This window comes from Bradyrhizobium sp. DOA9 (genome assembly GCF_000617845.2).
Lineage (GTDB): Bacteria > Pseudomonadota > Alphaproteobacteria > Rhizobiales > Xanthobacteraceae > Bradyrhizobium.
This window is the reverse complement of sequence record NZ_DF820425.1, coordinates 372,257-397,590: the sequence shown is the minus strand read 5'-3', so window position 1 is coordinate 397,590 and position 25,334 is coordinate 372,257. Positions and strand designations below refer to the sequence as shown.

Here is a 25,334-nt window from a genome sequence, read left to right as displayed (position 1 = left end):
CATGCCAAAGATCCTGCTCGCCGAAGACGACAACGACATGCGCCGTTTCCTGGTCAAGGCGCTGGAAAACGCCGGTTTTCAGGTCTCCTCCCACGACAACGGCATGGCCGCCTATCAACGGCTGCGGGAAGAGCCGTTCGAGATGCTGCTGACCGACATCGTGATGCCGGAAATGGACGGCATCGAGCTCGCCCGCCGGGCCTCGGAACTCGATCCTGATATCAAGATCATGTTCATCACCGGCTTTGCGGCGGTTGCCCTGAACTCGGATTCGGACGCTCCCAAGAACGCCAAGGTGCTGTCCAAGCCCGTTCACTTGCGCGAATTGGTCAGTGAAGTGAACAAGATGCTGGCGGCCTAAATCGGCGCCGTTCCGTCCTTGCGCAGGGTCCCGTGAGCCGTTATAGGGACCCCACCGATGAAATGACCTCTAGGGCACGTAGCTCAGCGGGAGAGCACTACCTTGACATGGTAGGGGTCACAGGTTCGATCCCTGTCGTGCCCACCATCCTTCGCTCGCGATAGCGAGAGAAGGATGCCGCGCCGAAGCCCAAAGGGCGCAGGCGGGCTGTCGCCGCGAGCTTCGGCTCGGCAAGCCGAGAATCTCGTGGCGAAGCGTGTCCGGCGCAGCTCGAAGAGCGAAGACGGACCGGAGCGCCTTGCTCGGGATTCATTGGGACGTCCCTTGGAGCGCAGCGCAATCTGGGCTGTATCCTCCCGGGCACCCGGCGCGGAGGCGGGGTCGTCCCACATTCCGGTCATTGCGAGCGCAGCGAAGCAATCCAGAATCTCTCCGTAAGCAGCAGTCTGGATTGCCTCGGTACGCTCGCAAAGACGATGTGGAGACAACGCGTGTTCATGTCGCGTCCTTGCCCCCAAGCAGCAAGTCCCTCAGCCCAGCCGGATAAAGCTCCGGTCCGCCGTCCACGTCGAGATCGGCAAGGTCGAACCAGCGCGCGACGATTTGCTCTCCGTTGTCCTCGCGGAAGTCGATGCGGTCCTGGCCGGTGAATGCGCCATCCGGAAACGCGACCTCCGCGATGAACATCATCTCGTGGCCGGTTGAACCCTCGTGCACAAAAATGTTCTCCAGCACCAGCGGCTCGCCCACGATGCTGACGTCGATGCCGAGCTCTTCGTTGAATTCCCGCACCAAGGCCGCGCGCCAGCTCTCGCCGAACTCGATCTCGCCGCCGAGCGGGCGCACGCCCTTGATTCGTCCCGCATCGTCGCGCACCTCGGCCGCCAGCAGCCGACCGCCGCGCCAGTGCAGGCCGAGCGCGACGACGCGGATATGGGGATGTGGGCGCCAAGTGGTCATGCGGGATCGTTATAGTCCGCGTCGTTGTCGGCATGCAAAAGCGTCCCAGCCTTGATCCGCGATTCCCCGCCTGCCATTGTCCGTCATCCATCGGATGTAAAAGCAAGGCAGGTGATCGAGATGAGCGTCGTGAACAAGCCGGGCGGCAACTACCTGCCGGTCATCATCCATGGTGGCATTGCCTATGTCAGCGGTCAGCTGCCCCGTCGCGGCGAGGACCTGCTGTATGCGGGCAACGTCGGCGCTGGCGTCGATGTCGCGGCCGCGCAGGAGGCTGCCGCCCTCTGCGCCGATCTCTGCATTGCGGCCATCAACCATGCAACGGGCGGCGAGGACAGGATCGTCCAGGTCCTGCAAGTCGTGGGATATGTCGCCTCGGCGCCTGGATTTACCCAGCAGTCGCAGGTCATGAACGGTGCTTCCGACCGGCTGATCGAACGTCTCGGCGATCGCGGCCGTCACACGCGGACGTCCGTCGGCGTCGCCGAGTTGCCGCGGGGAGCGCCGGTCGAGCTGAACATGATTGCCGCCGTTCGCTCTTAGAACGCCGGCCTATTTGACGAGATATTTGGCGACCGCCGCCTCGTCCCACGCGATCCCGTTGCCGGGCTCCTCGCTCGGCAGCGCGAAGCCGTCCTTGATGTGCAGCCGCGTTGCCAGCACCGCATCGGCCCAGTCGACATATTCCAGCCAATGCGCGGTCGGCGTCACGCAGAGCAGATGCGCGCTGACTTCCGAGAACAGGTGCGACGACATCTCGATGCCGGCGGCGTGGGCGAGCGAAGCGGCCCGCAGCCAGCCGGTGACGCCGCCGATGCGCTGCACGTCAGGCATCACGTAGTCGCAGGCCTCCGCCGAGAGCGCGGCTTGCATGGAAAACGCGCTGTCGAAATTCTCGCCGATCTGGACCGGCGTCTGCAGCGCATCGGCAATGCGGGCGCAGCCGGCATGATCGTCGTGGCGGATCGGCTCCTCGATCCAGGTGAGGCCCTCGTCGTCGAGCATCTCGCCGCGGCGGATCGCCTCGGTGACCGTCAGCGCCTGGTTGTAGTCGCACATCAGCGTGACCTCGTCGCCGACGGCCTTGCGCACCGCGCGCACGACCGCGAGGTCCTCCCGCGCATCGCTGCGGCCGACGCGGATCTTTGCGGCGTGGAACCCCTCGGCCAGCAGCTTGTGGGCTTCCTCCACCGCGGCGCCCACCGGCATGATGCCGAGGCCCTTCGAATTGTAGGCGCGCACCGGCTTCGGCGCGCCGCCGAGCAGACGGGCCAGCGGCAGGCCGCGCGTGCGCGCCAGCGCGTCCCATGCCGCCATGTCGATGCCGGATTGCGCCAGCCGCTGCAGGCCGGCGAGGCCCAGCAGCGTGAAACGCTGGCTCAGCTTGCGCTCGATCTCGAACGGCAGCAGCTCGTCGCCGGCGACGAGCTCTGACATTTCCGTGACCATCGCCGTCAGCGGCTTCAGGGCCGATGGCGTGATCGAGAACAGATAGGCATGGCCGGTTGCGCCGTGGTCGGTCTCGCAGTCAATCAGCACCAGCGGTGCCTTGGCGACCGCCCCGGTCGAGGTCTGGAGCGGCAGGTTCATCGGCACGATCACGGGGCGTGCGACAAAGCGCTTGATGCGGATGGTCTCGGTCATGGCTCTCTCCCGGCGGAGCGGATGCAGGTGGGCGCCGATCTTAAGCATCCGTGATCAAACGAAAAGGCTGCTCTGCCGACCCACCATAAAATGGGGTTGCGTGAGCCTATGATTCTTGGCTCTGTGCCGCCGCATCCTTGTCGCAGATTCCGAGGGGTTTGCGACAAAATCGCACACAACGGAGCCACGACGTGAAACAACAGATCTCCGAAGAACAGCGCAAGAGCGGCGTCCTCACGGGTGCTGCGATCGCCTTCCTCCTGCTCGCTTTGCCGGTCGCGGTGTGGCTGGACCTGACCGAGCTCAGCAAGACGGCGCTGCGGCGCCAGGCGATCGACCTCAATTCGGTGATCACGAGCGTGCGCAGCTACTACGCCTCCAACGTGGTCGGCCGCGTGCTGGCCAATCCGAACGGCACCACAAAAGTCGTTCACAATTACGAATCCGTGCCCGGCGCGATCCCGATCCCCGCGACGCTGTCGCTGGAGCTCGGCCGGGTGATCGGCGCGCAGCAGGAGAACATCACTTACCGCTTCGTCTCGGATTTCCCGTTCCAGAACCGCGCCGCGCACCAGCTCGACAAGTTCGAGAGGGACGCGCTCGATGCGCTGCGCCGGGATCCCGAGCAGAAGATCGTGGAGACCGAGACCTCGCTGTTCAACGACAAGGTCCGCCTCGTTGCGCCTGTCACGATGGGTCCGGCCTGCGTCAGCTGCCACAACAGCCATCCCGAGAGCCCGAAGAAGGACTGGAAGGTGGGGGATGTCCGCGGCATCCAGGAGGTCATCATCGCCCAGCCGATCGCCGCCAACATCTTCTCGTTCAAGTTCCTGCTGGCCTATTTCCTGATCGCCGCCGGCAGCGGCTTGTCGTTCCTCTCGCTGCAGCGCCGCCAGGCGCGCCGCATCAAGACCATGAACAAGGAGCTCGAATCCGCCAACGACTTCCTCGCGTCGCTGTCGATGAAGATCTCGCGCTACATCCCGCCGCAGGTCTACAAGTCGATTTTCAGCGGCCAGAAGGACGTCACCATCCACACCGAGCGCAAGAAGCTCACCATCTTCTTCTCCGACATCCAGAACTTCACCGCCACCGCCGAGCGGCTGCAGCCCGAGCAGCTGACCCAGCTCCTCAATGAATATTTCACCGAGATGTCGGCGATCGCCCACGACTATGGCGGCACCATCGACAAGTTCATCGGCGACGCCATGCTGATCTTCTTCGGCGACCCCGAGACCAGGGGCGACCGGGCCGACGCGCAGGCCTGCCTGCAGATGGCCTGGCGCATGCAGCAGCGCCTCGCCGAGCTCAACGCGAAATGGCGGGCGTCCGGCATCGAGCAGCCGTTCCGCTCGCGCATGGGCATCAATTCCGGCTATTGCAACGTCGGCAATTTCGGCAGCACCGACCGCATGGACTACACCATCATCGGTGCGGAGGCGAACCTCGCTGCACGCCTGCAATCGATCGCCGAGCCCGGCGGCATCGTGCTGAGCTACGAGACCTTCGCCCTCGTCAGCGACATCGTCCGCGCCCACGCGCTGCCGGCGATCACGATGAAGGGCATCAGCCGCGAGGTGATCCCCTATTCGGTCGACGCGCTGAACGACACTGCCGCGGAGAACAGCGGCATCATCACCGAGCGCGCGCCGGGCCTCGAGCTCTATCTCGACCCCGCCGTGGTGAAATCGGGCGACGCCGCGCGCGTCCGCTCGCTGCTGGAGAACGCGCTGGCCTCGCTCAAGCCGGCGTGAGGGGGCATTCCTAACCCTCCCCTGGAAGGGTAGAGCTATCGCATTTGAGAGCTTTTCCCTGCGGCCACGCTTCGAGGCGCCCGCTTGAGTCAGGCTCTCAGGATGAGGTCGGAGTGCGCGGCAGCAGTTTCAACGGGCGCTGACGCTGATCAGCCTCATCCTGAGGAGGCGCGCCAGCGCCGTCTCGAAGGACGAGGCGTGCGCGTAGACCGCCGCTACGAGGGGGCCGGGTCGAGCGTAGCTCGCCCGTGGTCGATCGCGCGCAGCGCGAGCGGGGTGGGGTGATCTCTCAACACGGGCAGAGCATGCGTGGAGAGACCTTCACCCCGCGCAAGCAAGGCCAATGCCGCTGGTCGAGCCGGTGACGATCACGGTCCTACCGTTCGGAATTCCCATCGTAGATTCCTCGTAACGTGCGAACAGGAGCGCGCCATCGGAGTCAAAAGACCAGAGCCTTCTCACCGGCGCGAATCGAGCCGCGAGCCGGCTGTTGCAGATAGTCATGCACCACCGTCCCGAGGCCGAGTGTAAGGTCGGCGCGGATATGGATGGCCGAGACAATGTCCAGGACCGGCAGCTCGGCAACCGGCGCCAATGCGTGTGGTGTGAGGGCCAAGGCCGCCGGTCCGGTCCAGGCCCCTTTCAGCACGATGTCCTCGAGATGGTACCGAACCAGCTCGCAGATGCGTGGGCTGCCGTCGACATGCGGGATGATCTTGAGCAGGAAGTTCGGCTCGTTCAGTGCAGTCTTGACTTTCGCCAGATCGGCCTCGCGGTGCTTGTAGCCCATCGTCCCCGTGGCGACCCGCACGGGGCCATAATCCAGCGTACCGATCAGCGTGTCGATCTCGGTCTGCAAGGTCGGCTGTGCAAGCTTCTTCGGAAAGCCCCAGAGCTCGCGCCCGCCCGCGATGGGTCCTTCGTCGTTGAGGAACATGCAGTGCGTGTAGCCGCCCTTGCGTCCGCGGAACGAGACGGGAATGACCTGTCCGCTTTCGGTGTAATCGCCAAAGCCGTTGCAGTCGGGCATCCGGATGAACTCGTACTTGACGAGCGCTTCTCGCTCGTCGACCTCGAGCGGCTCTGGAACCACGGCCCTCAGCCTGGCCGGATCGGTGCGATAGGTGATGATCAGGTATTCGCGGTCGACGAACCGGTACGGCCCGGGCGGATAGGCCGGGTTGGTCAGCGGCATGGCGAAGGCGCGTTGCTTCACGTCAGTCTCGCGCATTTGCGTTCTCTCCTGGCGATGAGATCGGGCCTACTCGCGGCCGTCATGTTCGAGATCGAAGGTGAAGACGCCATCGGGACTCGAAGGGCGCGCGAGCACCTCGGGATGGCGCAGCGTGCGCAGCGCGTCGTGGTAGCCGGCGCGCCAATGCTCCTGCATGGACAGCCGCGAGAACTCGTAGTCCTTGGAGTGTCCCTCGTGGTTGCGCGCGCGGTAGATGAGATGGACGATGTTGTAGACGTTGCGGGAGACCGCCGTGCTGAGCAGCTTCACGTCATCGTGCTGGCTGAGATCGTCGGGCAGCCGGCCGAGCAGCTCCGTGAGCGCGCGCCGCAGGCGCTGCACCCGCTTGAACTGGTCGGTGCTGGCGCGCGTGCGGCTGGAATACTGGATTTCCTTATGCCGCGTGATCACTTCGGCCATGTTGGCGGGAAGTTGTCCACGCGCGCTCCAGAGGTCGACCTGAAATGCCAGGATGTCCTGCGGGGCATCCGATTCGATCACCCATTGCAGCGGCGTATTGGAAACGAGACCGCCGTCCCAATAATGCTCGCCCTCGATCTCCACCGCCGGAAAGCCCGGCGGCAGCGCGCCGCTCGCCATGATGTGCTCCGGCTGGATGGTGTGAGTCGTGTTGTCGAAATAGACGAAATTGCCGGTTCTGACGTTGACCGCGCCGGCGCTGAAGCGCGTCAGTCCGCTGTTGAGCCGATCGAAATCGACCAGTCGCTCCAGCGTGGTCTTGAGCGCGCGCGTGTCATAGATGCTGGTCGCATCGCTGGCTCCACCTGGCTGCAGCCAGGGCAAGACGGGACGGGCGGAGAAGAATCCGGCGGCGCCACACGCGGCCGCAAGACCGGCGCTCATCTGGTTGAGGAGGTTGCGCGTGCCGTCGCTCTTTGTCCAATCGCCGAAAGCCGACCACTCCCAGGGCGCCGTCGAGGTGACCTGGGTCCAGAAATCGCGCAGGCGATCGACGCGGGACTCCGGCGGGTTGCCGGCGATGATGGCGGCATTGATCGCGCCGATCGAAATGCCGGCGACCCAATCGGGGTGGATGCTGGCTTCGGCCAGGGCTTCGTAGACGCCCGCCTGATAGGCGCCGAGCGCGCCGCCACCTTGGAGCAGCAGGGCGATGCAATCAAAGGGAAGCTGCCGCTGTGCGGATGAGAGCTGCGGTCGAGGCTGGAAGTTCATGAGGGTTGGGCTCTTTGACTGGTGATAGGGGTGCCTTGTTAGTGGCGGCTCGATTCCTGCTTTCCGACTTTGGGCGGCTCGAGCATCACCTCTTTCAAATGGTCGCCGCTGGCGACGATGATCACGAAGTTGAGCTTGCCGTCCTGACGCATCAGACCACCGGCCAACGCGCTGCCGGCTGCTGCTCTCTCGGCGACCTGCACGGCATCCGACAATTCCTGCTTGATCCATCTGAGGGAGAGGATGTTGGCGAGGTCGTCGCGGTCGAGCTCCTTCAGCGAGAACGTCAGCTCCTTGCCGGTGATCCTGCCGGTATTGGCGTCGATGGCGTTCTCCCACACGTGCTCATTCCGGATGGTGCGGACGCGGTAGAGGGGCAAGCCCGCCGACTCGAAGCTGATGTCGGCCGTCTTCGAGCCGCTGTGCAGTTGCTCCGCGATCGTCATGGCGCGGCTGAGGGGGATGCGCGTGGTGCGGAACTCCGAGAGGACGCGGCGGATGGCGGCCTCCTCGCTATTGCTCTGCGAAGCCGCACCTTGGCTGTCGGCCCCCGAGAAATTCCGGACGTCGGCGACGGCGGCGCCGGCGGCGAGCGTGGCGGACCACACGATCAGGGCAAACAAATGCTGTTTCGACATTGGATCAATCCCGGTCTGGTCGGTCAATCTCTCGCCGCGGGCGAGCGCGCGACGACGATTTCCTTGTCGGAGAGCCCCGGCAGCGACTGACTGGTGTCGATCACGACGCGCTCCGGCGGCTTGACGTCGGAGTGGATGCGGATGGGGAGCCGTGCAGGATCCATCTCGGCAGGATGAGCCGGCAGTTGCGCCGGCAGCACCCAGCTCGCCAGCAGAAGCAGGCAGGCCAGCGCGCCACCCACCGACAGGAAATAGCCGCGCAAGGGCAGGGCGGCGTCGGTCGGCTGGCTCGCACGCATGAGCATTGCGGATCGTCGGCTCACGACAGGTCGCTCCCGACGCGCAAATCAGTCCGTCTCATCATCAGATACTCCAGGGGCGCGGGTGCCGGCGTGCGAGCTCGACATCGAGATAACCGCGCTCGTCGAGCCAGTCCGTCGGACAATAGGCGCCGGCTTTCGGGTCGATCATGAATCCGTCGCGCTGGAGCGCCGCTCGCGTTCCGGTGACACCGGTCCACGCCGTCTTGCCACTGGTTGGATCCACTTCGATGACGTCAAAGACTTCGATGAATTTCAGCATGTCGGGCACGCCCTCCGTCCTCTCACGCCCTGCGCGTGAGGCGGTCGGCCTCCTCGGGCGTAACGCCCCTGCGCGCGAGCTCGGCCTCGATCACGTCGAACACGCATTCGACGGGCGCGATCCAGACGCTGACGCAATAGATGATGCAGTCACGGGCGATCAGCAGGGCCGCCGTCATGCGAGGGTCCTCCGCTCCAGCCGAACGGTGCTGAGCTGGCGCGCCGCAAGGGTTTGAGCCCAAGCGATGATCGCGATCGTGATGCCAAGCAGAACGCTTAGGGTCACGAGGCACAGGGCGACAATCACGTTCAGCGATGCGGCGGCGAGGCCGGGCAACGGATTTTCGCGCATCAACGCAAACAGCAGGGTTGACATTCCGCGTCTCCTTAATAAAATACACCGTATAGTTCATATAAATCACGCGCCACGGCCGAAGTCAAGACGAGTGCGTCACAAGCGCGTGTGCAGGATCAAGGCGGCGAGGCTCCGCCATTCAACCAGAAGCCTCGAGCAGAGAAGGGATCTGACATGACGAGATTGATGCCGGCGTTGTTCGCAGCGGCCGTAGTCGCGCTTGGCAGCGCAGCAGCTGTTGCCCAGGAGAACCAGGGCACGGCGGAGCAGCGGGCGGCCTGCACGCCCGACGCCTTTCGTCTGTGCAGTGCCTACATTCCTGATCCGTCGGGAGTCGAAGCCTGCCTGAGGCAGAGAAAATCGGACCTGAGCGCGGCGTGCAAAGCGGTGTTCGACCACGCAACCACCGGCTCGGCGAGGGGAAGATGAGGCAGCTCTGCCGTAGCTGATGCGGCGAGGCCGTGGCCTGAACCGCATCCGCCCGGGACGGAGCCAGGAGTGACATCATGAGCACGATTTACATACCCGCACTGGCCGCCTTCGGCGGCTCGGCGTTCGGCGCGGTGTCGACCATCGTCAGCGGCTGGTTCAGCAGGCGCAAAAGGCTTCGCGAGCGTCATCATGCCCGCTCGTTTTCGAAGCGCGAACGGCTGTACCGCAGCTTCATCGAAGAGGCATCGCGGCTCTATGCCGACGCGCTCGTGAGCGACCGGGCGGAAATCCCGCAGCTCGTCAGCCTGTACACGCTGGTCGGCCGCATGCGGATCCTTTCGACTGACGACGTCGTGCATGCCGCCGAGCGAACCGGTCGTCTCATCATCGAGACCTATTTGTCGCCCAATCGGACATTCGTCGACTTGCCCGACTTCATCGAGGAGATGGACCCATTGCGCGACTTCGGCGAAGCCTGCCGCAGCGAGCTGATGAACCTTCCGGTGCGGTGAGAAGCATGCGCGAGCAGATTGACGATCGAACGAGGAGCGCCCGCCGCAGGATCGTGCAGGCTGCCATCCGCCTCTATGGCGAGATGGGTCACAACAAGACCACCGTCGCCGACATCGCGCGGAGTCTGCCGATGTCTCCGGCAAGCGTCTATCGATTCTTTCCCTCACGGCGCGCGATCGAGGAGGCTGTGGTGGAGGACGTGCTCGAGGAGGCGGTCAGTGCGGCGGCTGAGGCGGCCGGCGGCGGCGGGCCGGCGCTACGGCGCCTTGCCGCAATCCTGAAGGCCATCGCCGACTGCAATGAAGGCCGGCCGGCGAAGCATCGACGGCTGCAGGACCTAGTCACCCTTGCCGTCCGGCAGAACTGGACGGTCGTCCTCGCCTACGATGACAGGATCCGAGGGCTGGTGCGACCGATCATCGGCGCGGGCCAGGCACGCGGCGAACTGCAGGGCGGCAGTCCGATGGCACTGACCTGTTGCCTGCTGGAAGCCATGGATGTCCATCTCAATCCATCGCGGATCGGAGCCGCGACGCTGCGACCGAGCTTCGACGAGATGTTGAGATTTTGTTGGGGCGCTCTGCGCCGCATGCCGTCGTCGCAGCCAGCGGAAATGACGTCGCATGTGCGGCTCAAGGTTGCCGGCTGACTCCGATGCGATATGCGCCGACGGTAGGGCTGGCCCAGAAGCTAGTGCGTCCAGTCTGTCTCGCAGGCCGCCAGGAAGAAGCCGACGCGCTCGCGCACGAAGCCGGGAAGATCCTTCTTCAGGTCCTTCGGGGTTTCGCCGACCAGCGACCGGAACAGCATCGGTAGCAGGATCAGGTCGAGAAAGATCTGCGCGGTGGCGCGGCTTCGCTTGCCACTGAAAGGACCTCTCGGGTCGCGAGCGAGCTTCTGCGTGGCGTCCTCGAGCAGTTGCGACACCGCGGCCTGAGAGCGATCGCGCGCGGCGTCATGAACGTTGCGGCTCAGTTCGGGAAATCGGTGAGATTCGGCGATGGTGGCGCGGACCAAGCCCACCGATTCCTCCGCAAACCTCTCCACGATTGCGGTGCCGAGGTTGGCCAACTTGTCCTCGATGGTGCGGCCTTCTGGCACGAAGCCGTCGAAATCCGTCAATCCCTCGACGGTGCGGGCCACCACCGCCGCGAACAAAGCTTCCTTGCCCGGGAAGTGGGCGTAGATCGTGGGCTTGCTCGCGGGGGCGAGTTCGGAAATGTCGTCAATGCTGGCGCTTTGGTAGCCCTTGTCGAGAAACAGCTGCTGGGCGGCATCGAGAATTCGGGCCTGCGCATCGCCGGCAAGATCCTTTGGCGGTCTTCCCCGCTTCGTCTTCTTCATTTGACCTCCAAAATCACGAGTCTGTGCGCGTTGCTTTCTCACTTGACATGGCCCGCGAAGAAAGGCAAGAAAAAGAAAATATACGGTTTAGTTTATTAATGTGTGAGGTCTGCGTGTCCCCGAGCTTCGGCGGGAGCTCCTGACGATCAGGGTCGCAAAGATCTGGGGCGTTCGACTCCGATCGCCCGAGAGCAATGAGGAGAGTGTCGTGTCTGTCTTGAGCCCAGCCTCGTCTGGTTTGCCGGAAGGCGTGCTGCTGCGCGAGCTGCATCACAGGGTCACCAACGGTGTCGCCTTCGCCATCAATCTGGTCGCCGCCGCCGCCATCCGGGTGGAAGGGACCGAAGCCAAGTGCGCGCTCAGCGAGGTCGCCGAGCTGCTGCAGGGATACGCCGATCTGCATCGTACGTTGGCCATGCCGGCGGGTGAAACGCTGATCCACGCTGCGACTCACATCCGCAAGCTGGGCTGTGGCATACGCCGGGCAGTCCTGGATCGGATGAACATCCAGCTGGCATTCGCGACCCAGTCGCTCGCGCTCCAGCCGCAGCGCTGCTGGCATCTGGGGCTGATCGTCCATGAGCTCGTGATGCACGCCGCAAGGCACGCCTGTTTCGACGCCCGGGCCGGGCAGATCAGGATCAAGCTGACGCGCACCGGCGCGCTCGTGAACTGCGTGATCCTGGACAACGGCTCGCGTCCCGCGCGGGAGGCTTCCGACCGCGAATTGCGCATTGCCAGGGATATCGCCCGGGCGCTGGGCGGCAGGATCGAGCAGGGTTTCGGCGCCGAATTCACCTCGATCGTCCTCTCGTTCCCGCTGACCGAACGCGAGCGGGGCGCGAACTGGTCGATCGCCACGCGCCAGATGAGGGCTCCGCGCCGCACGCGAGCCACTGCTCCAAATGACGCGGCGCCCGTTTCCTGCCGCGCCGCCGATGCGCTTGGCGGACTGTTGTCACCTTCCCATCAGATGGATGCGCCATGACGACCCAATTCTCGAACCCCGTTCGAACGCCACATGTGGGGAAGGCCTTCGCCGCGGCCTCCGTGCTTGTCAGCATTGCGTTGACCGGTTGCAACGATCACGCGGCGCAGACGGCCACACGGGCAGCGCTGGTCCGGACCACGATCGTACAGCCGCGCGATCGGGAATCCTCCCGCACGTTGACGGGAGAAGTCCAGGCACGCTTCCGTGCCGATCTTTCGTTCCGCATCAGCGGACGGGTGGTTGCGCGCATCGTGGACGTCGGTGCGCACGTCAGTAAGGGCGACGTCCTCGCCCGTCTCGATCCAGCCGAGCAACAGGCTGATGTCGATGCTGCGACGGCGGCAGTAGCCTCAGCCGAAGCCCAGTTGCGCGTGGCGAAGGCCACGTTCGAGCGGCAGAAGGCGCTGATCGCAAGCGGCTTCACCACCCGCACCGTCTACGACCAGGCCCAGGAAGGTCTGCGAACCGCAGAGGGTGTGCTGGAGGCGGCCAGGGCACAGCTGGGCACCTCGCGCGATGCGCTCGGATACACCGTCCTGCGCGCCGAAGCGGACGGCGTCGTTACCGCGCGAAATCTCGAGGTCGGTCAGGTCGTTCCGGCTGCCCAACCCGTGTTCTCGCTTGCGCAGGACGGGGAGCGGGATGCCGTCTTCGAGGTCTACGAATCCGTCTTCCTTGGCCAGACGGAGAGCCGCAGCGTCGCGTTGACACTGCTCTCCGACCCGAGCGTGACGGCGATGGGAGAGGTGAGAGAGATTTCACCTGTTATCGACGCGAAGAGCTCCACGATCCGCGTCAAGGTGTCCATCGCGAATCCGCCGGCTGCGATGACGCTGGGCAGCGCCGTCTCGGGGACGGTGAAGGCGAAAGCTCAGAACGAGATCACCCTGCCCTGGAGCGCGCTGATGGCCGCGGGTAGCAGGCCTGCCGTCTGGACCGTTGACCCCAGGACGCAGACAGCGTCGCTGAAGCCGGTCACGGTCGGCGCTTATGAAGCCGGTCAGGTGCTGATCAAGGCAGGCCTCGAGCCCGGCGAGCGCGTCGTCGTCGACGGCGGCAAGCTCCTGAGCGTCGGCCAATCGGTCACTGAAGAGGGAGGTCAATCATGAAGCGAGGGGTGATGATGATCGCTGGCACGCTCGCGGCGGCCGCGTTGCTCGCCGGCTGTCAGAAAGAGACGAAGGCGCCAGAGCCCGTGCGCCCCGTGCTCTCGATGGTAGCCGCGCCGAATAGCGGTGACGGCACGGTTGCGGTCGGCGTCGTCGAGCCGCGCTACAAGACCAACCTCGGCTTTCGCGTACTTGGACGCCTGACGTCGCGTCCGGTCAACGTTGGCGATATCGTCAGCGAAGGACAGATCATCGGCACGATTGATCCCATCGCGCTCGATCTCGCGGTTCGCGCGGCGAAAGCTCAGCTTGCCAAGGCCGAGGCGCAGCTTGTGACCGCCAAGGCCACGGAGGAGCGGCAACGCACGCTGATCACCAGCGATGCGACCACCAGGCAGACGCTCGATAATGCCGAGCAGGCCCGCGCCGGCGCTGAAGCAAGCGTTGCGCAGGAGCAGGCGAGCCTGACCAAGGCCGTCGAGCAACTCGGCTATGCCCGCATCAAGGCCGACTTCGGCGGCGTCGTCACCGCCGTCGGCGCGGAAGTCGGCCAGGTGGTCTCGCCGGGGCAAACCGTGGTGACGGTCGCGCGCCCGGACGTTCGCGAGGCGGTCGTCGATATCGGCGAAGACCTGCCTGGGCCGCTCGAAGTCGGTCTCCCGTTCACCGTCAGCCTGCAGCTCCTCCCCACCGTTCAGGTCGAGGGCAGGATTCGCGAAATCGCGCCGCAAGCCGATGCGGTGACGCGGCTGCGGCGCGTCCGGATCGCGCTCGACGACCCGCCCGAAAGCTTCCGGCTTGGCGCGACGGTCACGGCGAAGTTCGGCAAGGATCAGAGCAATGTCTTGCGCTTGCCCGCATCGGCGGTGCTTGCCAGGGACGGGGCCGATTTCGTCTGGGTGGTCGATCAGTCCGCCGGCACCGTCTCGCTGCAGAAGATCGACGGTGTCGCCGAACGGGCGGGCGTCCGCGTCACCGGCGGGCTTGCCGCAGGCAGCCGCGTCGTCACCGCCGGAATTCATAGCCTCAAGCCGGGACAGCGCGTCCGCTTCGAACAGGATCAAGAGCCATGAAGTCGTTCAACCTCTCCGACTGGGCGCTCGGCCACCGCTCGCTCGTCTGGTATTTCATGATCGCCTTCATGGCGGCCGGCCTGTTCGCCTATCTCCAATTGGGGCGACAGGAGGATCCCGACTTCACCATCAAGACCATGGTGATCCAGGCGCAATGGCCGGGCGCCTCGCCGGAGGAAATGACGCGGCAGGTCACCGACCGGATCGAGAAGAAGCTCGAGGAGCTGGAATCGCTCGACTACACCAAGAGCGTGACGGTCGCCGGTCAGACCACCGTCTTCGTCTATTTGCGCGATTCGACCAAGGCGGCCGACGTCAAGCCGACCTGGGTTCGTGTTCGCAACATGATCGCGGACATCAAGGGCGATTTCCCGCAAGGCGTGATCGGACCTGGTTTCAACGACCGCTTTGGTGACGTCTTCGGCAACGTCTACGCCTTCACCAGCGACGGCTTGAGCCAGCGACAGCTCCGCGACCAGGTCGAGGATATCAGAGCCAAGGTGCTGACCGTGCGCGACGTCGGCAAGGTCGACATTCTCGGCGCGCAGGACGAGGTGATCTACCTCGAATTCTCCACCCGCAAGATCGCAGCCCTCGGCCTCGACATCCACGCCGTCATGAATTCGCTGCAAGGCCAGAACGCGGTGGCGCCCTCCGGCGTGTTCCAGGAGGGACCGGAGCGGATCAGCGTCCGTGTCAACGGCCAGTTCGCCTCCGAGGCGAGCCTGAAAGCGGTCAATCTGCGCATCAACGATCGCTTCTTCCCGCTGACAGACGTCGCCACCATCACGCGCGGCTACGCCGATCCGCCGTCGACGCTGTTCAGATACAACGGTCAGCCCGCCATTGCGCTCGCGATCGGCATGAAGTCCGGTTCCAACCTGCTCCAGTTCGGCGAGGCGCTGAAGGAGGAGATGACGAAGATCATTGCCGACCTGCCGATCGGCGTCGGCGTGCACCTCGTTGCCGACCAGCCCGTCGTGGTCGAACATGCCGTGTCCGGCTTCACCGAAGCGCTGTTCGAGGCCGTGATCATCGTGCTCGGCATCAGCTTCCTGAGCCTGGGGATGCGTGCCGGTCTCGTGGTCGCGATCGCCATTCCGCTCGTGCTCGCGATCACCTTCGTTGTCATGGCCTATTGCGGCATCTCGCTGCAACGCATTTCGCTCGGGGCCCTGATCATCGCGCTTGGTCTTCTGGTCGACGATGCCATGATCGCCGTCGAGATGATGGTGGCCCGGCTCGAGGTCGGCGATCCCCTAGAGAAAGCTGCAACCCACGTCTATACGTCGACCGCATTTCCGATGCTGACGGGCACGCTGGTCACCGTGGCCGGCTTTATCCCGATCGGGCTCAACAGCAGCAACGCCGGGGAGTTCACCTTTACATTGTTCGTGGTGATCGCGGTATCGCTGATCGTCTCCTGGGTCGTGGCCGTCCTGTTCACGCCGCTGCTCGGCGTCACGATCCTTCCGGCAAAGATGAAGGGACATCACGAGCAGAAGGGCCGCCTGGCGCAGATGTTTGCGCGCCTCCTCGTATTCTGCATGCATCACCGCTGGAGCACCGTCGCCGTGACGGTGGGCGCGTTCCTGCTCGCTTTGTTTGGCCTGCAGTTCGTGCAGCAGCAGTTCTTCCCCTCGTCCGACCGCGCCGAGCTGGTGATCGACTGGAACCTGCCGCAGAACGCCTCGATCACCGAGACCAACATGCAGATGGCGCGTTTCGAGCGCGAGCAGTTGCAGGGCAACCAATCGGTCGAGCACTGGTCGACCTATGTCGGCACTGGCGCGCCGCGCTTCGTGCTGTCGTTCGATGTTCAGACCGCCAACACCTGGTTCGGCCAGCAGGTGATCGTGACGAAGGGCGGCATCCCGGCGCGCGACCGGCTCAAGGCGCAGTTCGAGGACTATTTGAGGAGGACGTTCCCGGGCACCGACACCTACGTGAAGCTGCTCGAGGTCGGCCCTCCGGTCGGGCGGCCGGTGCAATACCGTCTCAGCGGGCCCGACATCGCCAAGGTGCGCGATCTCTCACAGAAGCTTGCAGGAATCGTGCGGAGCAGTCCCGATCTCGGCAACGTGGTGTTCGACTGGATGGAGCCGGCCCGCGTCGTCAAGGTCGACGTGTTCCAGGACAAGGCGCGCCAGCTCGGCCTGACCTCGGAGGACATCGCCACCACGCTGAACTCCGTGCTGCAGGGCTCGCCGATCACGCAGGTGCGGGACAGCATCTATCTCGTCAATGTCACGGGACGTGCGACTGCGAAGGAGCGCGCCTCGATCGATACGCTGCGCGACCTGCAACTGACCGGGCTGGGCGGCCAACCGGTCCCGCTCGGGGCCGTCGCCAATCTGCGCTACGAGCTGGAGCAGCCCACGATCTGGCGCCGCGCGCGGATTCCGACCATTACGCTGAAGGCCGCCGTCGTCGGCAACGTTCAGCCGAAGACGGTCGTCGACCAGCTCGCGCCGAAAGTCGCGGAATTCGCCAGGCAGCTGCCGGCGGGCTATTCGATCAAGACCGGCGGCTCGGTGGAGGAGAGTGCCAAGAGCCAGGGGCCGATCATCGCGGTCGTGCCGTTGATGCTGTTCGTCATGGCGACCGTGCTGATGCTTCAGCTGCAGAGCTTTTCGCGCCTGTTCCTGGTGTTCGCCGTTGCGCCGCTCGCGCTGATCGGCGTCGTCATGGCCATGCTCCCGAGCGGCGCGCCGCTGGGCTTCGTCGCCATTCTCGGCGTGCTGGCCCTCATCGGCATCCTGGTGCGAAACTCCGTGATCCTGATCGTGCAGATCGAGGATCTCAAGAAGGAGGGCAGGCCGGCCTGGGATGCCGTGGTGGAAGCCACCGAGCACCGCATGCGCCCGATCCTGCTCACCGCCGCCGCCGCAAGTCTCGCGCTCATTCCGATCGCACGCGAGATTTTCTGGGGCCCGATGGCCTACGCCATGATGGGCGGCATCATCGTCGGCACGCTGCTGACGCTGCTTTTCCTGCCGGCGCTGTATGTGGCGTGGTTCAGGATTCATCCGGATCACGCGGATGAAGCACCTTCACTTCAGCCCGAAGCCGTTGCGAACCACGCGAGGGACGAAGACGCGCCCGCTCGCCATGCACCCGAGCCTGTGCTCGACGCACAGATCTAGAATGGAGACGACGATGATCTCGAAGACGCTATCAGCCTTTGCTGTCACGGTGACGCTCGCGGCGAGTTCGCTCGCTCCGTCCATTGCATTTGCGCAATTTCCGCCGCCGCCACCGATGGCGCCCGCCGGCCCTCCGCCGATGGCTCCGGCAGCCCCTCCAGCCGTCGCCGGCCCCGGTCCCGCCGCACTTGGCGGCCCTCGCCTCGGTCCGGCAGCCGGGCCGCGGGCCGATCTCGCCGCGCGAGGTGTCGGCGGGGGGCCCGCGGTCGTGAGCGCCGCGCGGACGACGGCAATCAACGTCGGCCATGGCGGCTTTTATCGCTATGGCGGTGTCCACGGCTATGGACATGGCTACGGCTATGGTGCGCGCGCTGCGAGCTATGCCGGGGCATACGCGGCCGGCGCCTATGCCGGCTACGCCTATGGCGGCGCGCGCTCCAGCTACTACTCGAGTAGCGACTGCTACTACGTCTATAGACGCCACCGCAGGTATCTCGTCTGCGACTAGCCCATGCGCACGTCGTATCTGAATAGAGCCGTCTCGCTGAGCATCACCAGATGACGGAAGCAAGCAGCGCCCGCCTCGGAGCATGCCGCGCCGGCACCGGTCGGCGAACCGGCGCAGGGTCGAAAATCGTCACGAGCGCGACATGGATATCGTAGGCGCCTTGCAGGTACTGGTGCGGGTCACCGAGACCGGCTCGTTCTCGGCTGCGGCGCGCGAGCGTGACGTCAGCAAGGCGGCCGTGGCGCGGCAGGTCTCCTCTCTCGAGGAGCGTTTTGGCGTTCGTCTGCTGCACAGGACGACCCGCAAGCTCAGCCTGACCGACGACGGACGGATGCTGCTCCAACTCGCCCAGCCGGTGCTCGAGGGCATCGAAACGATGGAAGCTGCGCTCGGGCGACAAAGCGCATCGCCGGTCGGCCTCGTCCGTCTGGGGATCATGGTCGCGGCGAGCCATTTTCTGGCGCCGCGGCTGCCGGCGCTGCTGGCGCGCAACCCCGGACTGAAGGTCGAGTTGATCGTCAGCGACCGGTTCGGCGATATGATCGAAGATCGCCTGGATCTGGCCATGCGGGTCGGGGACATCCTCGATAGGTCGCTGGTCGGACGACGGATCGGGATCGCGGCCCGTGTCATCGTAGCGGCGCCGAGCTACATCGCAGCGTGCGGCGAGCCTCGCAATCCGACCGAGCTCGGAGCTCATGCCTGCATCGTCCATGACACCGGACCGGACTCGGACATCTGGGCCTTTGCGGGACCAAGTGCCGCGCGAGAGGTGCGCGTGTCGGGCGGTATGCTCGCCAATGACGGTGCCGCGGTCCATCTTGCAGCTCGTGCCGGCTACGGCATTGCCTTTCTGCCGCTCGTGCAGGTGGTCGATGACCTCCGCAGGGGCGATCTGGTCCGTCTCTTGAGCGACTATCCCTCGCCAGGACTGCCCTTCAGTCTGGTGTACTCGTCACGCCGCCATTTGGCGCCCCGCACCCGTCTGGTGATGGATTTCATCATCGAGCAGGTGCGGCAGATGCGCACCGAGCAATCGGCCTTGTCCGAAGAAGAGATTGTGTAGCTCGGAGAGGTCGCCTGCGCCTTGCGGCGCGCCCCGGAATGACGAGATAATGGCGCAGCATCAGGAGAACCATCCCATGTACATCGCCATGAACCGCTTCCGCGTCGCCAAGGGCTCCGAGACTGCCTTCGAGCAGGTCTGGCTCACGCGCGACACCCATCTCGACAAGGTGCCGGGCTTCATCGAGTTTCATCTGCTGCGCGGGCCGGAAGCCGAGGACCACACGCTGTACGCCTCGCACACCGTATGGGCGAATTATGCGGCGTTCGAGGCCTGGACCAAGTCGGAAGCGTTTCGCGCGGCGCATCATAAGGCGGGCGACAACAAGCCGCTGTATCTCGGCCATCCCCAGTTCGAAGGCTTCGAGGTGATGCAGACGGTGGGGCGCGGCGCGAAGTAGCGCCGCGCCGCGAAGGTCGGTCGTCGCGAAATCAGCCCAGCGTGATCCTGTCGATCTCGGTCATCTCCTCCGCGCTGAGTTTCCAGGCGATCGCCTTGACGTTCTCCTCGATCTGCTCGACGCGGGTCGCGCCGGCAATCACGCTCGATACTTGCGGGCGCGCGGCGAGCCAGGAGAAGGCGAGCTCCAGCATCGAATGGCCGCGCGCCTTCGCGAAGGCCTGGAGCTTCTCGACGATGTCCTCGTTGCGCGGCGTGACGTAGCGGTCGCGCAGCCGCGGCACCTTGCCGAAGCGGGTGTCGGCAGGCGCGGCCTCGCCCTTCCTGTATTTGCCGGTCAGGAGGCCGCTTGCGAGCGGGAAGAACGGCAACAGGCCGAGCTTGTATTCCGTCGCGGCCGGCAGCAGGTCCTTCTCGATGTCGCGCACGAGCAGGGAATATTCGTCCTGGCATGAGACGAAGCGGCTGACATTCATCGCGCGTGCGACGTATTCGGCTTCCGCGATCCGCCAGGCCGGAAAGTTCGAATTGCCGATGTAGCGCACCTTGCCCTGGCGAACGAGATCGTCGAGTGCGCGCAGGCTCTCCTCGATCGGCGTCAGCGGGTCGTAGTCATGCTGCTGGTAGAGGTCGATGTAATCGGTCTTCAGCCGCTTCAGGCTGGCCTCCACGGCCTCCATGATGTAGCGGCGCGAGGCGCCCTGCTTGGTGCCGTCCTCGGCCATCGGCTTGGCATACTTCGTCGCCAGCACGATGTCCTTGCGGCGATCGCCCAGAACGGTACCGAGCACAGTCTCCGAGCCGCCCATGTTCGAATAGATGTCGGCGGTGTCGAACAGCGTGATGCCGAGGTCGAGCGCGCGATGGATCACCTTGCGCGAGGTCTCGAGGTCGGTGCGTTGGCCGAAATTGTTGCAGCCCAGCCCGACCGCGGACACACGAAGGCCGGAGGCGCCGAGATTGCGAATTTCCATGAGAGATCCTGTCGGAGATGAGCGGCGGGCATTCTGACCACCACGCGCCGCCGCAGCAAGCGGGCGGCCGCGCTGCTGCCATGCCGGCAGCGCGGACAAAAAAATGCGGCCCCTGTCAGACGCGGCGACTGACGGGGACCGCTTGGGGCGCATGATCGGTGACGGGGGCCTGACCAGACGCAGTCGCAGCCTAGCCTTACTATGTTACGCGCGGGTGACACGCGAAGTTATCCACAGGTCCCTAAGGCATGATCAGGAAAAGTTCGAAGCGGTTTTCCGAAAAGATCATGCTCAAACAACAGGCTTAGAATATCTTGCGATAGACGATGAAGCCGGAACGCTCCGCGACCTTGTCGTAGAGGCGCTGCGCCGTGAGATTGGTCTCGTGGGTCTGCCAGTAGACGCGCGGCGATCCCGCCAGCTTGGCGCGCTCGTAGACGCCATGGATCAGCGCCGAGCCGACACCCTTGCCGCGCGCGGCCTCGGAGGTGAACAGATCCTGCAAATAGCAGGACGGCTCGATCGCTGTGGTGCTGCGATGGAACAGGTAATGCGTCAGGCCGAGCAGGTGGCCGTCGCTTTCGGCGACCAGCGCATGCATCGGCTCATAGGCGTCGAAGAAGCGCTGCCACGTCATCCCTGTGATCTCGGGCGCGAGCGCGGTCGGACCGGAGCGGCCGTAAAAGGCATTGTAGCCGTCCCACAGCGGCAGCCATTGATCGTAGTCCTGCCTGGTGAGGGCGCGAATGATGAGCGACATGTGAGTTTCCGCGATCTCCGTGGTGCGCAACGAAGCGGCGCCCTTCATACGTGATGATCGTATGGCCGATCAATCGCGTGGCGATGAGGATTGGTTGTATCGGTGCCGGCTCAGAATTCGGTTCACCTTTCGCCAAGGGAGAGGTGAACCTCCAGCAACCAGCAGAGCTTGAATTCAACACGCTCTACTCCGCAACGCGCAAGGACCGGATCAGCTTGCGGCCGGTCGGGTCGCGCAGCGAGCGGTAATAGTCGGCGCGCGCCGGCGCATCGGTGTGGCGCACGAGGTCGGTCACGGGAGTGTAGCTCAGCATCCGCCCGCCGTCGGGCAGCGCGGTGCAGACGAAGCGCAGCACCTCGCCGTTGCGCAGCTTGATGTTGATCGGCGTCGCATCGCCGACCCGCACCATCTCCATGCGCTGCGCAATGAAGGTGCCGAGCTCGTCCTCGGGCAGCTCGAACGCGCCGGTGTCGCGGCCGTGATACATCAGCGCGATGAAGGGCGGCCTCGCGTCTGCGATCTCGTCCGGCACCGCAAAATAATCGCGGAACGCACGGTTGATGAATTCGGCCCGGGTCTCGGCATCGAGCAGCACGATGCCGATATCGACCTTGTCCAGCGCGGCCGACAACCGCTCGGCAATGGCGTGGCTGCGGCGCTCGGCCGCGAAGCTGCCGAGCAGCCGCTCGCGCATCAGCCCCGTGATGCCGACGGTGCCGAAAGCCGTGCCGGCCAGGAGGCCGAGCTGCACCAGATCGGCGGCGCCGAGGCCGGAAACGCCGTGGCGGCTGAGGAAGAACAGTGCCGCGCCGATCACCGCGACCGTCGCGGTCGTCGCGGCGGAGGCGAGTCCTGCGAGCGCGCCGGCGAGAGCCACGATGCCGACGAACAGCGGGGCGGGCGGGGACGTCGGGACGAGGCGATCGAGCAGCATCGCCAGCAGCAGGATGCCTGCCGTCAGCGCCGGACCGGAGATCGCACGCCATCCCAACCGCATGGGCCTGTCTCGCTCCTCCCGAACGAGGATAGGCCGCAACACTGACTGATTGTTGCGCGACCGCGATGCGATTTCGTGCGGCGTGCTTAAGGCGCGCTTGCGTGCAAGCGTAGGGTTTTCGAATGATTTTAGACCATGTGCGCGCGCTGCTGCGGCGTCGGCGCATTCAGCGTCGACACGCCTGCGCCCTTGCGCGTGCCGACGATGATCAGCAGCGAGGCCGCGACCAGGATGGCCGCAGTCAGGGTGATTGCAACGACTACCACAGGTGATTTCATCGACGTCCTGTCGCGATGCCGGTCGGCGCGGGCCGTACGGCGCCTTGAAGGCTGGTCCAGGATGAAACGGGAATCAGACCGGCAGGCCCATCGCCATGGTCGCCTTGGTCGACAGCACCGTGAGGGTGACGATCAGGCACAGCGAGAGCGCGGCGACGGCGAGCGAAGCCGCGACCGCATGGGTGAGCCGGGAAGACGCAACCGTAGCGGATGGGGTATGAAACCCTGCCGTGCCGGACGCCCGCATCATGGTCTAAATCCTTCAACACGCGAGCGAATCACCCGCGACTCTCCAGAATTTCCTAGTTTCAACCGGCAATATTGCGGCGACGACCGCGCGGAAAGTGGCGGGATTGCGGCAAAGATCGTCCTTGTGCCCGCTATTCGCCGGAGCGGGGCACGCCGTCAGGCGCTCGCGGCGATGCTGGCGGGGTCGTCGATGTCGGCCGGGCGCCAATCCATCGTCACGAAGCCCGGCGCGGCTTCGACGCGCTTCAGCCAGTCCCGGATCGCGGGGAAGGCCTGGAGGTCGAAGTCGCAGCGGTCGGCGAGGTGGGTGTAGCCGTACAGCGCGATGTCGGCGACCGTAAGCTGGCGCGCGGCGAAATAGGAGTTGGTCTTGAGGTGATTCTCCATCACCTGGAGCGCGCCATAGCCGCGCTCCATCCAGTCCTCCAGCGAATGGGTCTGCAGGTCGCGACCGCCCTTGACCAGCGACAGCCAGAAATAGGCAGCGCCGATATTCGGCTCGAGCGCGTGCTGCTCGAAGAACATCCATTGCAGCGCCTCGGCGCGGTCGATGCGGTTCTCCGGCGCGAGCGGCGTGCCGACGGCGACGTACCAGAGGATGGCATTGGACTCGGCGAGATAGCGGTCCTCGCCGACCTCGAGCAGCGGCACCTGGCCCGACGGGTTCTTGGACAGGAAATCCGGCGTGCGGCTCTCGCCGCGCAGAATGTCCACCTCCACCGCTTCGTAAGGCAGATTGAGCAGCGCCAGCGCAAGGCGGACCTTGTAGCTGTTGCCCGAGCGTTGCATCGAATAGAGCTTGTACATTCTGGCGGTCGAATCCGAGGACGAGAAGACGCGGCGCTCGTTGCCCCGCGAGGCGGCTAAACAATGATGCCGATGCGAATCCGCCGCAAGAGCCGGCCGATAGAAAAACTCGAAAACCCTACCGCACTGCAATGGAGCGGAAGATCATTTTCGCGCGACGAGGCAGTTCAGATCACGTGTACGTCAATCCGCGGACACATCGCTCTGCGTAGGCTACCGCATAGACGATCGGGATTAGGACGCCAGTGTTTCCGCATCGTCATGGCCGGGCTTGACCCGGCCATCCACGTCTCACTTGCCGCACGAAGAACGTGGATGCCCGGGACAAGCCCGGGCATGACGACTTCCAATGCACGCAAATTGCTCCGAGGACACGCCTTGCCGGATATGAGGGGTTTGGCCGGCAAAGTTGCGCAATATTGCGGAAAATCGCACTTCGAAACGCTCGAAAATCGCAAACTTTTCCGGGATCGGGCCGAAGTTTCTTGCGGCGCGGCGGCACACGTTTTAGGGTGGGTCATTCCCACAATTGGAGTCGTGAGGCGAAGCGCTTCACGACGCTCGCCAGGAGATGATGATGTCCTTCCTTGCCGCTGCGCTCGACCGTGTGAAGCCGTCCGCGACCATCGCGGTCACGGATAAAGCACGCGCGCTGAAAGCGGCGGGCCGCAACGTCATCGGCCTCGGTGCCGGCGAGCCCGACTTCGACACGCCCGCCAACATCAAGCTGGCGGCGATCCGCGCCATCGAGGCCGGCAAGACCAAGTACACCGCGGTCGACGGCATCCCCGAGCTGAAGGAAGCCATCATCGCGAAGTTCCAGCGCGAGAACGGCGTCGCCTACAAGCCGAACCAGATCATCGTCGGCACCGGCGGCAAGCAGGTGCTCTACAACGCGTTGATGGCGACCATCAATCCGGGCGACGAGGTGATCATTCCCGCGCCCTATTGGGTCAGCTACCCTGAGATGGTCGCGCTCGCCGGCGGCGAGCCGGTGCCGGTGGTCTGCACCGCCGCGACCGGCTTCAAGCTCCAGGCCGAGGCACTCGAGCGCGCGATCACGCCGAAGACCAAATGGGTCATCCTGTGCTCGCCGTCCAACCCGACCGGTGCTGCCTACACGCGTTCGGAGCTGAAGGCGCTCACCGACGTACTGATGAAGCATCCCCATGTCTGGGTGATGACCGACGACATGTACGAGCATCTCGTCTATGACGACTTCCAGTTCACCACCGTGGCGCAGGTCGAGCCCGGCCTCTACGACCGCACGCTCACCGTGAACGGCGTCTCCAAGGCCTATTGCATGACCGGCTGGCGCATCGGCTATGCCGGCGGCCCCGCTCAGCTGATCAAGGCGATGTCGACGATCCAGTCGCAATCGACCTCGAACCCGTGCTCGATCGCGCAATGGGCCTCCGTCGAAGCGCTGAACGGTCCGCAGGAGTTCATTCCCGCCAACAACAAGGTGTTCAAGGAGCGCCGCGACCTCGTGGTCTCCATGCTCAACCAGGCCAACGGCATCGAGTGCCCGCGTCCGGAAGGTGCGTTCTACGTCTACCCGTCCTGCGCCGGCACCATCGGCAAGAAGGCGCCGTCGGGCAATGTGATCGGCAATGACGAGCAGTTCGTCACCGAGCTCCTGGAGACCGAAGGCGTCGCCGTGGTGCAGGGATCGGCCTTCGGCCTCGGCCCGGCCTTCCGCATTTCCTACGCCACCAAGACCTCGGACCTCGAAGACGCCTGCAAGCGCATCCAGCGCTTCTGCGGCAATCTGCGGTAAGCCGAAGAGAGTGCGAATTGAAAAGGCCCGCTTCGGCGGGCCTTTTTGCATTGGCATGTGAAAATTTGCCCAGGGCAAAGAGGCGCACCGCTCTATCCCCGTCATTGCGAGCGCAGCGAAGCAATCCAGAATCCCTCCGCGGCAAGACTCTGGATTGCTTCGCTGCGCTCGCAATGGCGGAGGATCT

General features: G+C 64.7%; 30 protein-coding genes and 1 tRNA gene. 15 read left to right on the top strand and 16 right to left on the bottom strand.

The features are described 5' to 3' along the window. The first annotated feature begins 1 nt into the window (after nt 1). Nucleotides 2-361 carry a cell cycle two-component system response regulator CpdR gene (gene cpdR, locus BDOA9_RS01775; protein ID WP_007597092.1) on the top strand — a complete coding sequence of 120 codons (360 nt, stop codon included), beginning with the start codon at nt 2-4 and terminating at the stop codon, nt 359-361. Nucleotides 362-433: 72 nt separating this feature from the next. Beyond that, nucleotides 434-508, top strand: a tRNA-Val gene (locus BDOA9_RS01770). A 348-nt stretch (nt 509-856) separates the two neighbouring features. On the opposite strand, the gene BDOA9_RS01765 is transcribed toward BDOA9_RS01770, so the two are convergent. Further along, entirely contained in the window at nt 857-1,321 is a 465-nt protein-coding gene (locus BDOA9_RS01765; protein WP_025032232.1) for an NUDIX hydrolase, read from the bottom strand. 120 nt (nt 1,322-1,441) lie between these two features. Here BDOA9_RS01765 and BDOA9_RS01760 point away from each other — a divergent pair, with 120 nt between their 5' ends. Beyond that, nucleotides 1,442-1,864 carry an Atu1372/SO_1960 family protein gene (locus tag BDOA9_RS01760; RefSeq protein ID WP_025032231.1) on the top strand — a complete coding sequence of 141 codons (423 nt, stop codon included), beginning with the start codon at nt 1,442-1,444 and terminating at the stop codon, nt 1,862-1,864. Between the two features lie 9 nt (nt 1,865-1,873). Here the strand turns inward: BDOA9_RS01760 and BDOA9_RS01755 are convergent, their stop codons facing one another. Then, nucleotides 1,874-2,965: an enolase C-terminal domain-like protein gene (locus BDOA9_RS01755; protein ID WP_025032230.1), complete on the bottom strand. Its 1,092-nt coding sequence runs from the start codon at nt 2,963-2,965 to the stop codon at nt 1,874-1,876. A gap of 191 nt (nt 2,966-3,156) precedes the next feature. On the opposite strand from BDOA9_RS01755, the gene BDOA9_RS01750 reads away from it, so the two are divergent. Continuing rightward, complete coding sequence (locus BDOA9_RS01750) at nt 3,157-4,719, top strand: adenylate/guanylate cyclase domain-containing protein (RefSeq protein ID WP_025032229.1); 1,563 nt, start codon at nt 3,157-3,159, stop codon at nt 4,717-4,719. A gap of 439 nt (nt 4,720-5,158) precedes the next feature. Here BDOA9_RS01750 and BDOA9_RS01745 read toward each other — a convergent pair whose 3' ends face one another. Genes BDOA9_RS01745 through BDOA9_RS01720 form a run of 7 tightly spaced genes read right to left on the bottom strand, consistent with a single transcriptional unit; the run spans nt 5,159 to nt 8,742 of the window. After that, nucleotides 5,159-5,950, bottom strand: a complete 792-nt coding sequence (locus BDOA9_RS01745) for an acetoacetate decarboxylase (protein ID WP_025032228.1) — start codon at nt 5,948-5,950, stop codon at nt 5,159-5,161. Nucleotides 5,951-5,980: 30 nt separating this feature from the next. Then, nucleotides 5,981-7,147, bottom strand: a complete 1,167-nt coding sequence (locus BDOA9_RS01740) for a DUF3734 domain-containing protein (RefSeq protein ID WP_025032227.1) — start codon at nt 7,145-7,147, stop codon at nt 5,981-5,983. A gap of 38 nt (nt 7,148-7,185) precedes the next feature. Further along, the gene (locus BDOA9_RS01735; protein ID WP_244521443.1) at nt 7,186-7,812 is read right to left on the bottom strand and encodes a PepSY domain-containing protein; all 627 of its coding nucleotides are present in this window, start codon (nt 7,810-7,812) and stop codon (nt 7,186-7,188) included. After that, nucleotides 7,809-8,108 (bottom strand): hypothetical protein, encoded by a 300-nt coding sequence (locus BDOA9_RS01730; RefSeq protein ID WP_152033084.1) that lies wholly within the window; start codon nt 8,106-8,108, stop codon nt 7,809-7,811. The genes BDOA9_RS01735 and BDOA9_RS01730 overlap by 4 nt, the downstream gene beginning before the upstream one ends. 40 nt (nt 8,109-8,148) lie before the next feature. Further along, nucleotides 8,149-8,367, bottom strand: a complete 219-nt coding sequence (locus BDOA9_RS01725; protein WP_025032224.1) for a hypothetical protein — start codon at nt 8,365-8,367, stop codon at nt 8,149-8,151. Between the two features lie 22 nt (nt 8,368-8,389). Then, on the bottom strand, nt 8,390-8,545 hold the full coding sequence (locus BDOA9_RS38710) for a hypothetical protein (protein WP_192859538.1): 156 nt from the start codon (nt 8,543-8,545) through the stop codon (nt 8,390-8,392). Then, entirely contained in the window at nt 8,542-8,742 is a 201-nt protein-coding gene (locus tag BDOA9_RS01720; RefSeq protein WP_025032223.1) for a hypothetical protein, read from the bottom strand. The genes BDOA9_RS38710 and BDOA9_RS01720 overlap by 4 nt, the downstream gene beginning before the upstream one ends. A 153-nt stretch (nt 8,743-8,895) precedes the next feature. Between BDOA9_RS01720 and BDOA9_RS01715 the strand changes: the two genes are divergently transcribed. From BDOA9_RS01715 to BDOA9_RS01705, 3 genes are all read left to right on the top strand, one after another. Continuing rightward, complete coding sequence (locus tag BDOA9_RS01715) at nt 8,896-9,150, top strand: hypothetical protein (RefSeq protein WP_025032222.1); 255 nt, start codon at nt 8,896-8,898, stop codon at nt 9,148-9,150. 77 nt (nt 9,151-9,227) lie between these two features. After that, the gene (locus BDOA9_RS01710; RefSeq protein ID WP_025032221.1) at nt 9,228-9,665 is read left to right on the top strand and encodes a hypothetical protein; all 438 of its coding nucleotides are present in this window, start codon (nt 9,228-9,230) and stop codon (nt 9,663-9,665) included. A gap of 5 nt (nt 9,666-9,670) precedes the next feature. Further along, complete coding sequence (locus BDOA9_RS01705) at nt 9,671-10,315, top strand: TetR/AcrR family transcriptional regulator (protein WP_025032220.1); 645 nt, start codon at nt 9,671-9,673, stop codon at nt 10,313-10,315. Nucleotides 10,316-10,356: 41 nt separating this feature from the next. Here the strand turns inward: BDOA9_RS01705 and BDOA9_RS01700 are convergent, their stop codons facing one another. Then, nucleotides 10,357-11,010 (bottom strand): TetR/AcrR family transcriptional regulator, encoded by a 654-nt coding sequence (locus tag BDOA9_RS01700; protein WP_025032219.1) that lies wholly within the window; start codon nt 11,008-11,010, stop codon nt 10,357-10,359. 208 nt (nt 11,011-11,218) lie between these two features. Between BDOA9_RS01700 and BDOA9_RS01695 the strand changes: the two genes are divergently transcribed. From BDOA9_RS01695 to BDOA9_RS01665, 7 genes are all read left to right on the top strand, one after another. After that, on the top strand, nt 11,219-11,998 hold the full coding sequence (locus BDOA9_RS01695; protein WP_244521442.1) for a histidine kinase dimerization/phosphoacceptor domain -containing protein: 780 nt from the start codon (nt 11,219-11,221) through the stop codon (nt 11,996-11,998). Then, a complete protein-coding gene (locus BDOA9_RS01690) occupies nt 11,995-13,110 on the top strand; it encodes an efflux RND transporter periplasmic adaptor subunit (RefSeq protein ID WP_025032217.1) in 1,116 nt (371 codons plus the stop codon). The genes BDOA9_RS01695 and BDOA9_RS01690 overlap by 4 nt, the downstream gene beginning before the upstream one ends. Next, the gene (locus BDOA9_RS01685; RefSeq protein WP_025032216.1) at nt 13,107-14,183 is read left to right on the top strand and encodes an efflux RND transporter periplasmic adaptor subunit; all 1,077 of its coding nucleotides are present in this window, start codon (nt 13,107-13,109) and stop codon (nt 14,181-14,183) included. Before BDOA9_RS01690 ends, BDOA9_RS01685 begins: the two co-directional genes overlap by 4 nt. Beyond that, nucleotides 14,180-17,329 (top strand): efflux RND transporter permease subunit, encoded by a 3,150-nt coding sequence (locus tag BDOA9_RS01680; protein ID WP_025032215.1) that lies wholly within the window; start codon nt 14,180-14,182, stop codon nt 17,327-17,329. Before BDOA9_RS01685 ends, BDOA9_RS01680 begins: the two co-directional genes overlap by 4 nt. Before the next feature lie 13 nt (nt 17,330-17,342). Beyond that, entirely contained in the window at nt 17,343-17,837 is a 495-nt protein-coding gene (locus BDOA9_RS01675; RefSeq protein WP_192859537.1) for a hypothetical protein, read from the top strand. Between the two features lie 142 nt (nt 17,838-17,979). Then, nucleotides 17,980-18,903 carry a LysR family transcriptional regulator gene (locus BDOA9_RS01670; RefSeq protein ID WP_025032213.1) on the top strand — a complete coding sequence of 308 codons (924 nt, stop codon included), beginning with the start codon at nt 17,980-17,982 and terminating at the stop codon, nt 18,901-18,903. A 76-nt stretch (nt 18,904-18,979) separates the two neighbouring features. Next, on the top strand, nt 18,980-19,303 hold the full coding sequence (locus BDOA9_RS01665; RefSeq protein WP_025032212.1) for an antibiotic biosynthesis monooxygenase family protein: 324 nt from the start codon (nt 18,980-18,982) through the stop codon (nt 19,301-19,303). A 31-nt stretch (nt 19,304-19,334) separates the two neighbouring features. Here BDOA9_RS01665 and BDOA9_RS01660 read toward each other — a convergent pair whose 3' ends face one another. From BDOA9_RS01660 to BDOA9_RS01640, 6 genes are all read right to left on the bottom strand, one after another. Further along, nucleotides 19,335-20,276 (bottom strand): aldo/keto reductase, encoded by a 942-nt coding sequence (locus BDOA9_RS01660; RefSeq protein ID WP_025032211.1) that lies wholly within the window; start codon nt 20,274-20,276, stop codon nt 19,335-19,337. 304 nt (nt 20,277-20,580) lie between these two features. Beyond that, nucleotides 20,581-21,036, bottom strand: a complete 456-nt coding sequence (locus tag BDOA9_RS01655; protein WP_025032210.1) for a GNAT family N-acetyltransferase — start codon at nt 21,034-21,036, stop codon at nt 20,581-20,583. A 184-nt stretch (nt 21,037-21,220) separates the two neighbouring features. Continuing rightward, a complete protein-coding gene (locus BDOA9_RS01650; protein WP_025032209.1) occupies nt 21,221-22,033 on the bottom strand; it encodes a PAS-domain containing protein in 813 nt (270 codons plus the stop codon). Nucleotides 22,034-22,161: 128 nt separating this feature from the next. Continuing rightward, nucleotides 22,162-22,299, bottom strand: coding sequence for a hypothetical protein (locus tag BDOA9_RS37610; protein WP_192859668.1), 138 nt, complete (start codon nt 22,297-22,299; stop codon nt 22,162-22,164). 85 nt (nt 22,300-22,384) lie between these two features. Beyond that, nucleotides 22,385-22,561 (bottom strand): hypothetical protein, encoded by a 177-nt coding sequence (locus BDOA9_RS38705; RefSeq protein ID WP_192859536.1) that lies wholly within the window; start codon nt 22,559-22,561, stop codon nt 22,385-22,387. Nucleotides 22,562-22,716: 155 nt separating this feature from the next. Further along, complete coding sequence (locus BDOA9_RS01640; protein ID WP_025032208.1) at nt 22,717-23,367, bottom strand: glutathione S-transferase family protein; 651 nt, start codon at nt 23,365-23,367, stop codon at nt 22,717-22,719. Between the two features lie 577 nt (nt 23,368-23,944). Here BDOA9_RS01640 and BDOA9_RS01635 point away from each other — a divergent pair. Beyond that, nucleotides 23,945-25,147 (top strand): pyridoxal phosphate-dependent aminotransferase, encoded by a 1,203-nt coding sequence (locus tag BDOA9_RS01635; RefSeq protein WP_025032207.1) that lies wholly within the window; start codon nt 23,945-23,947, stop codon nt 25,145-25,147. The last annotated feature ends 187 nt before the right edge of the window (nt 25,148-25,334 follow it).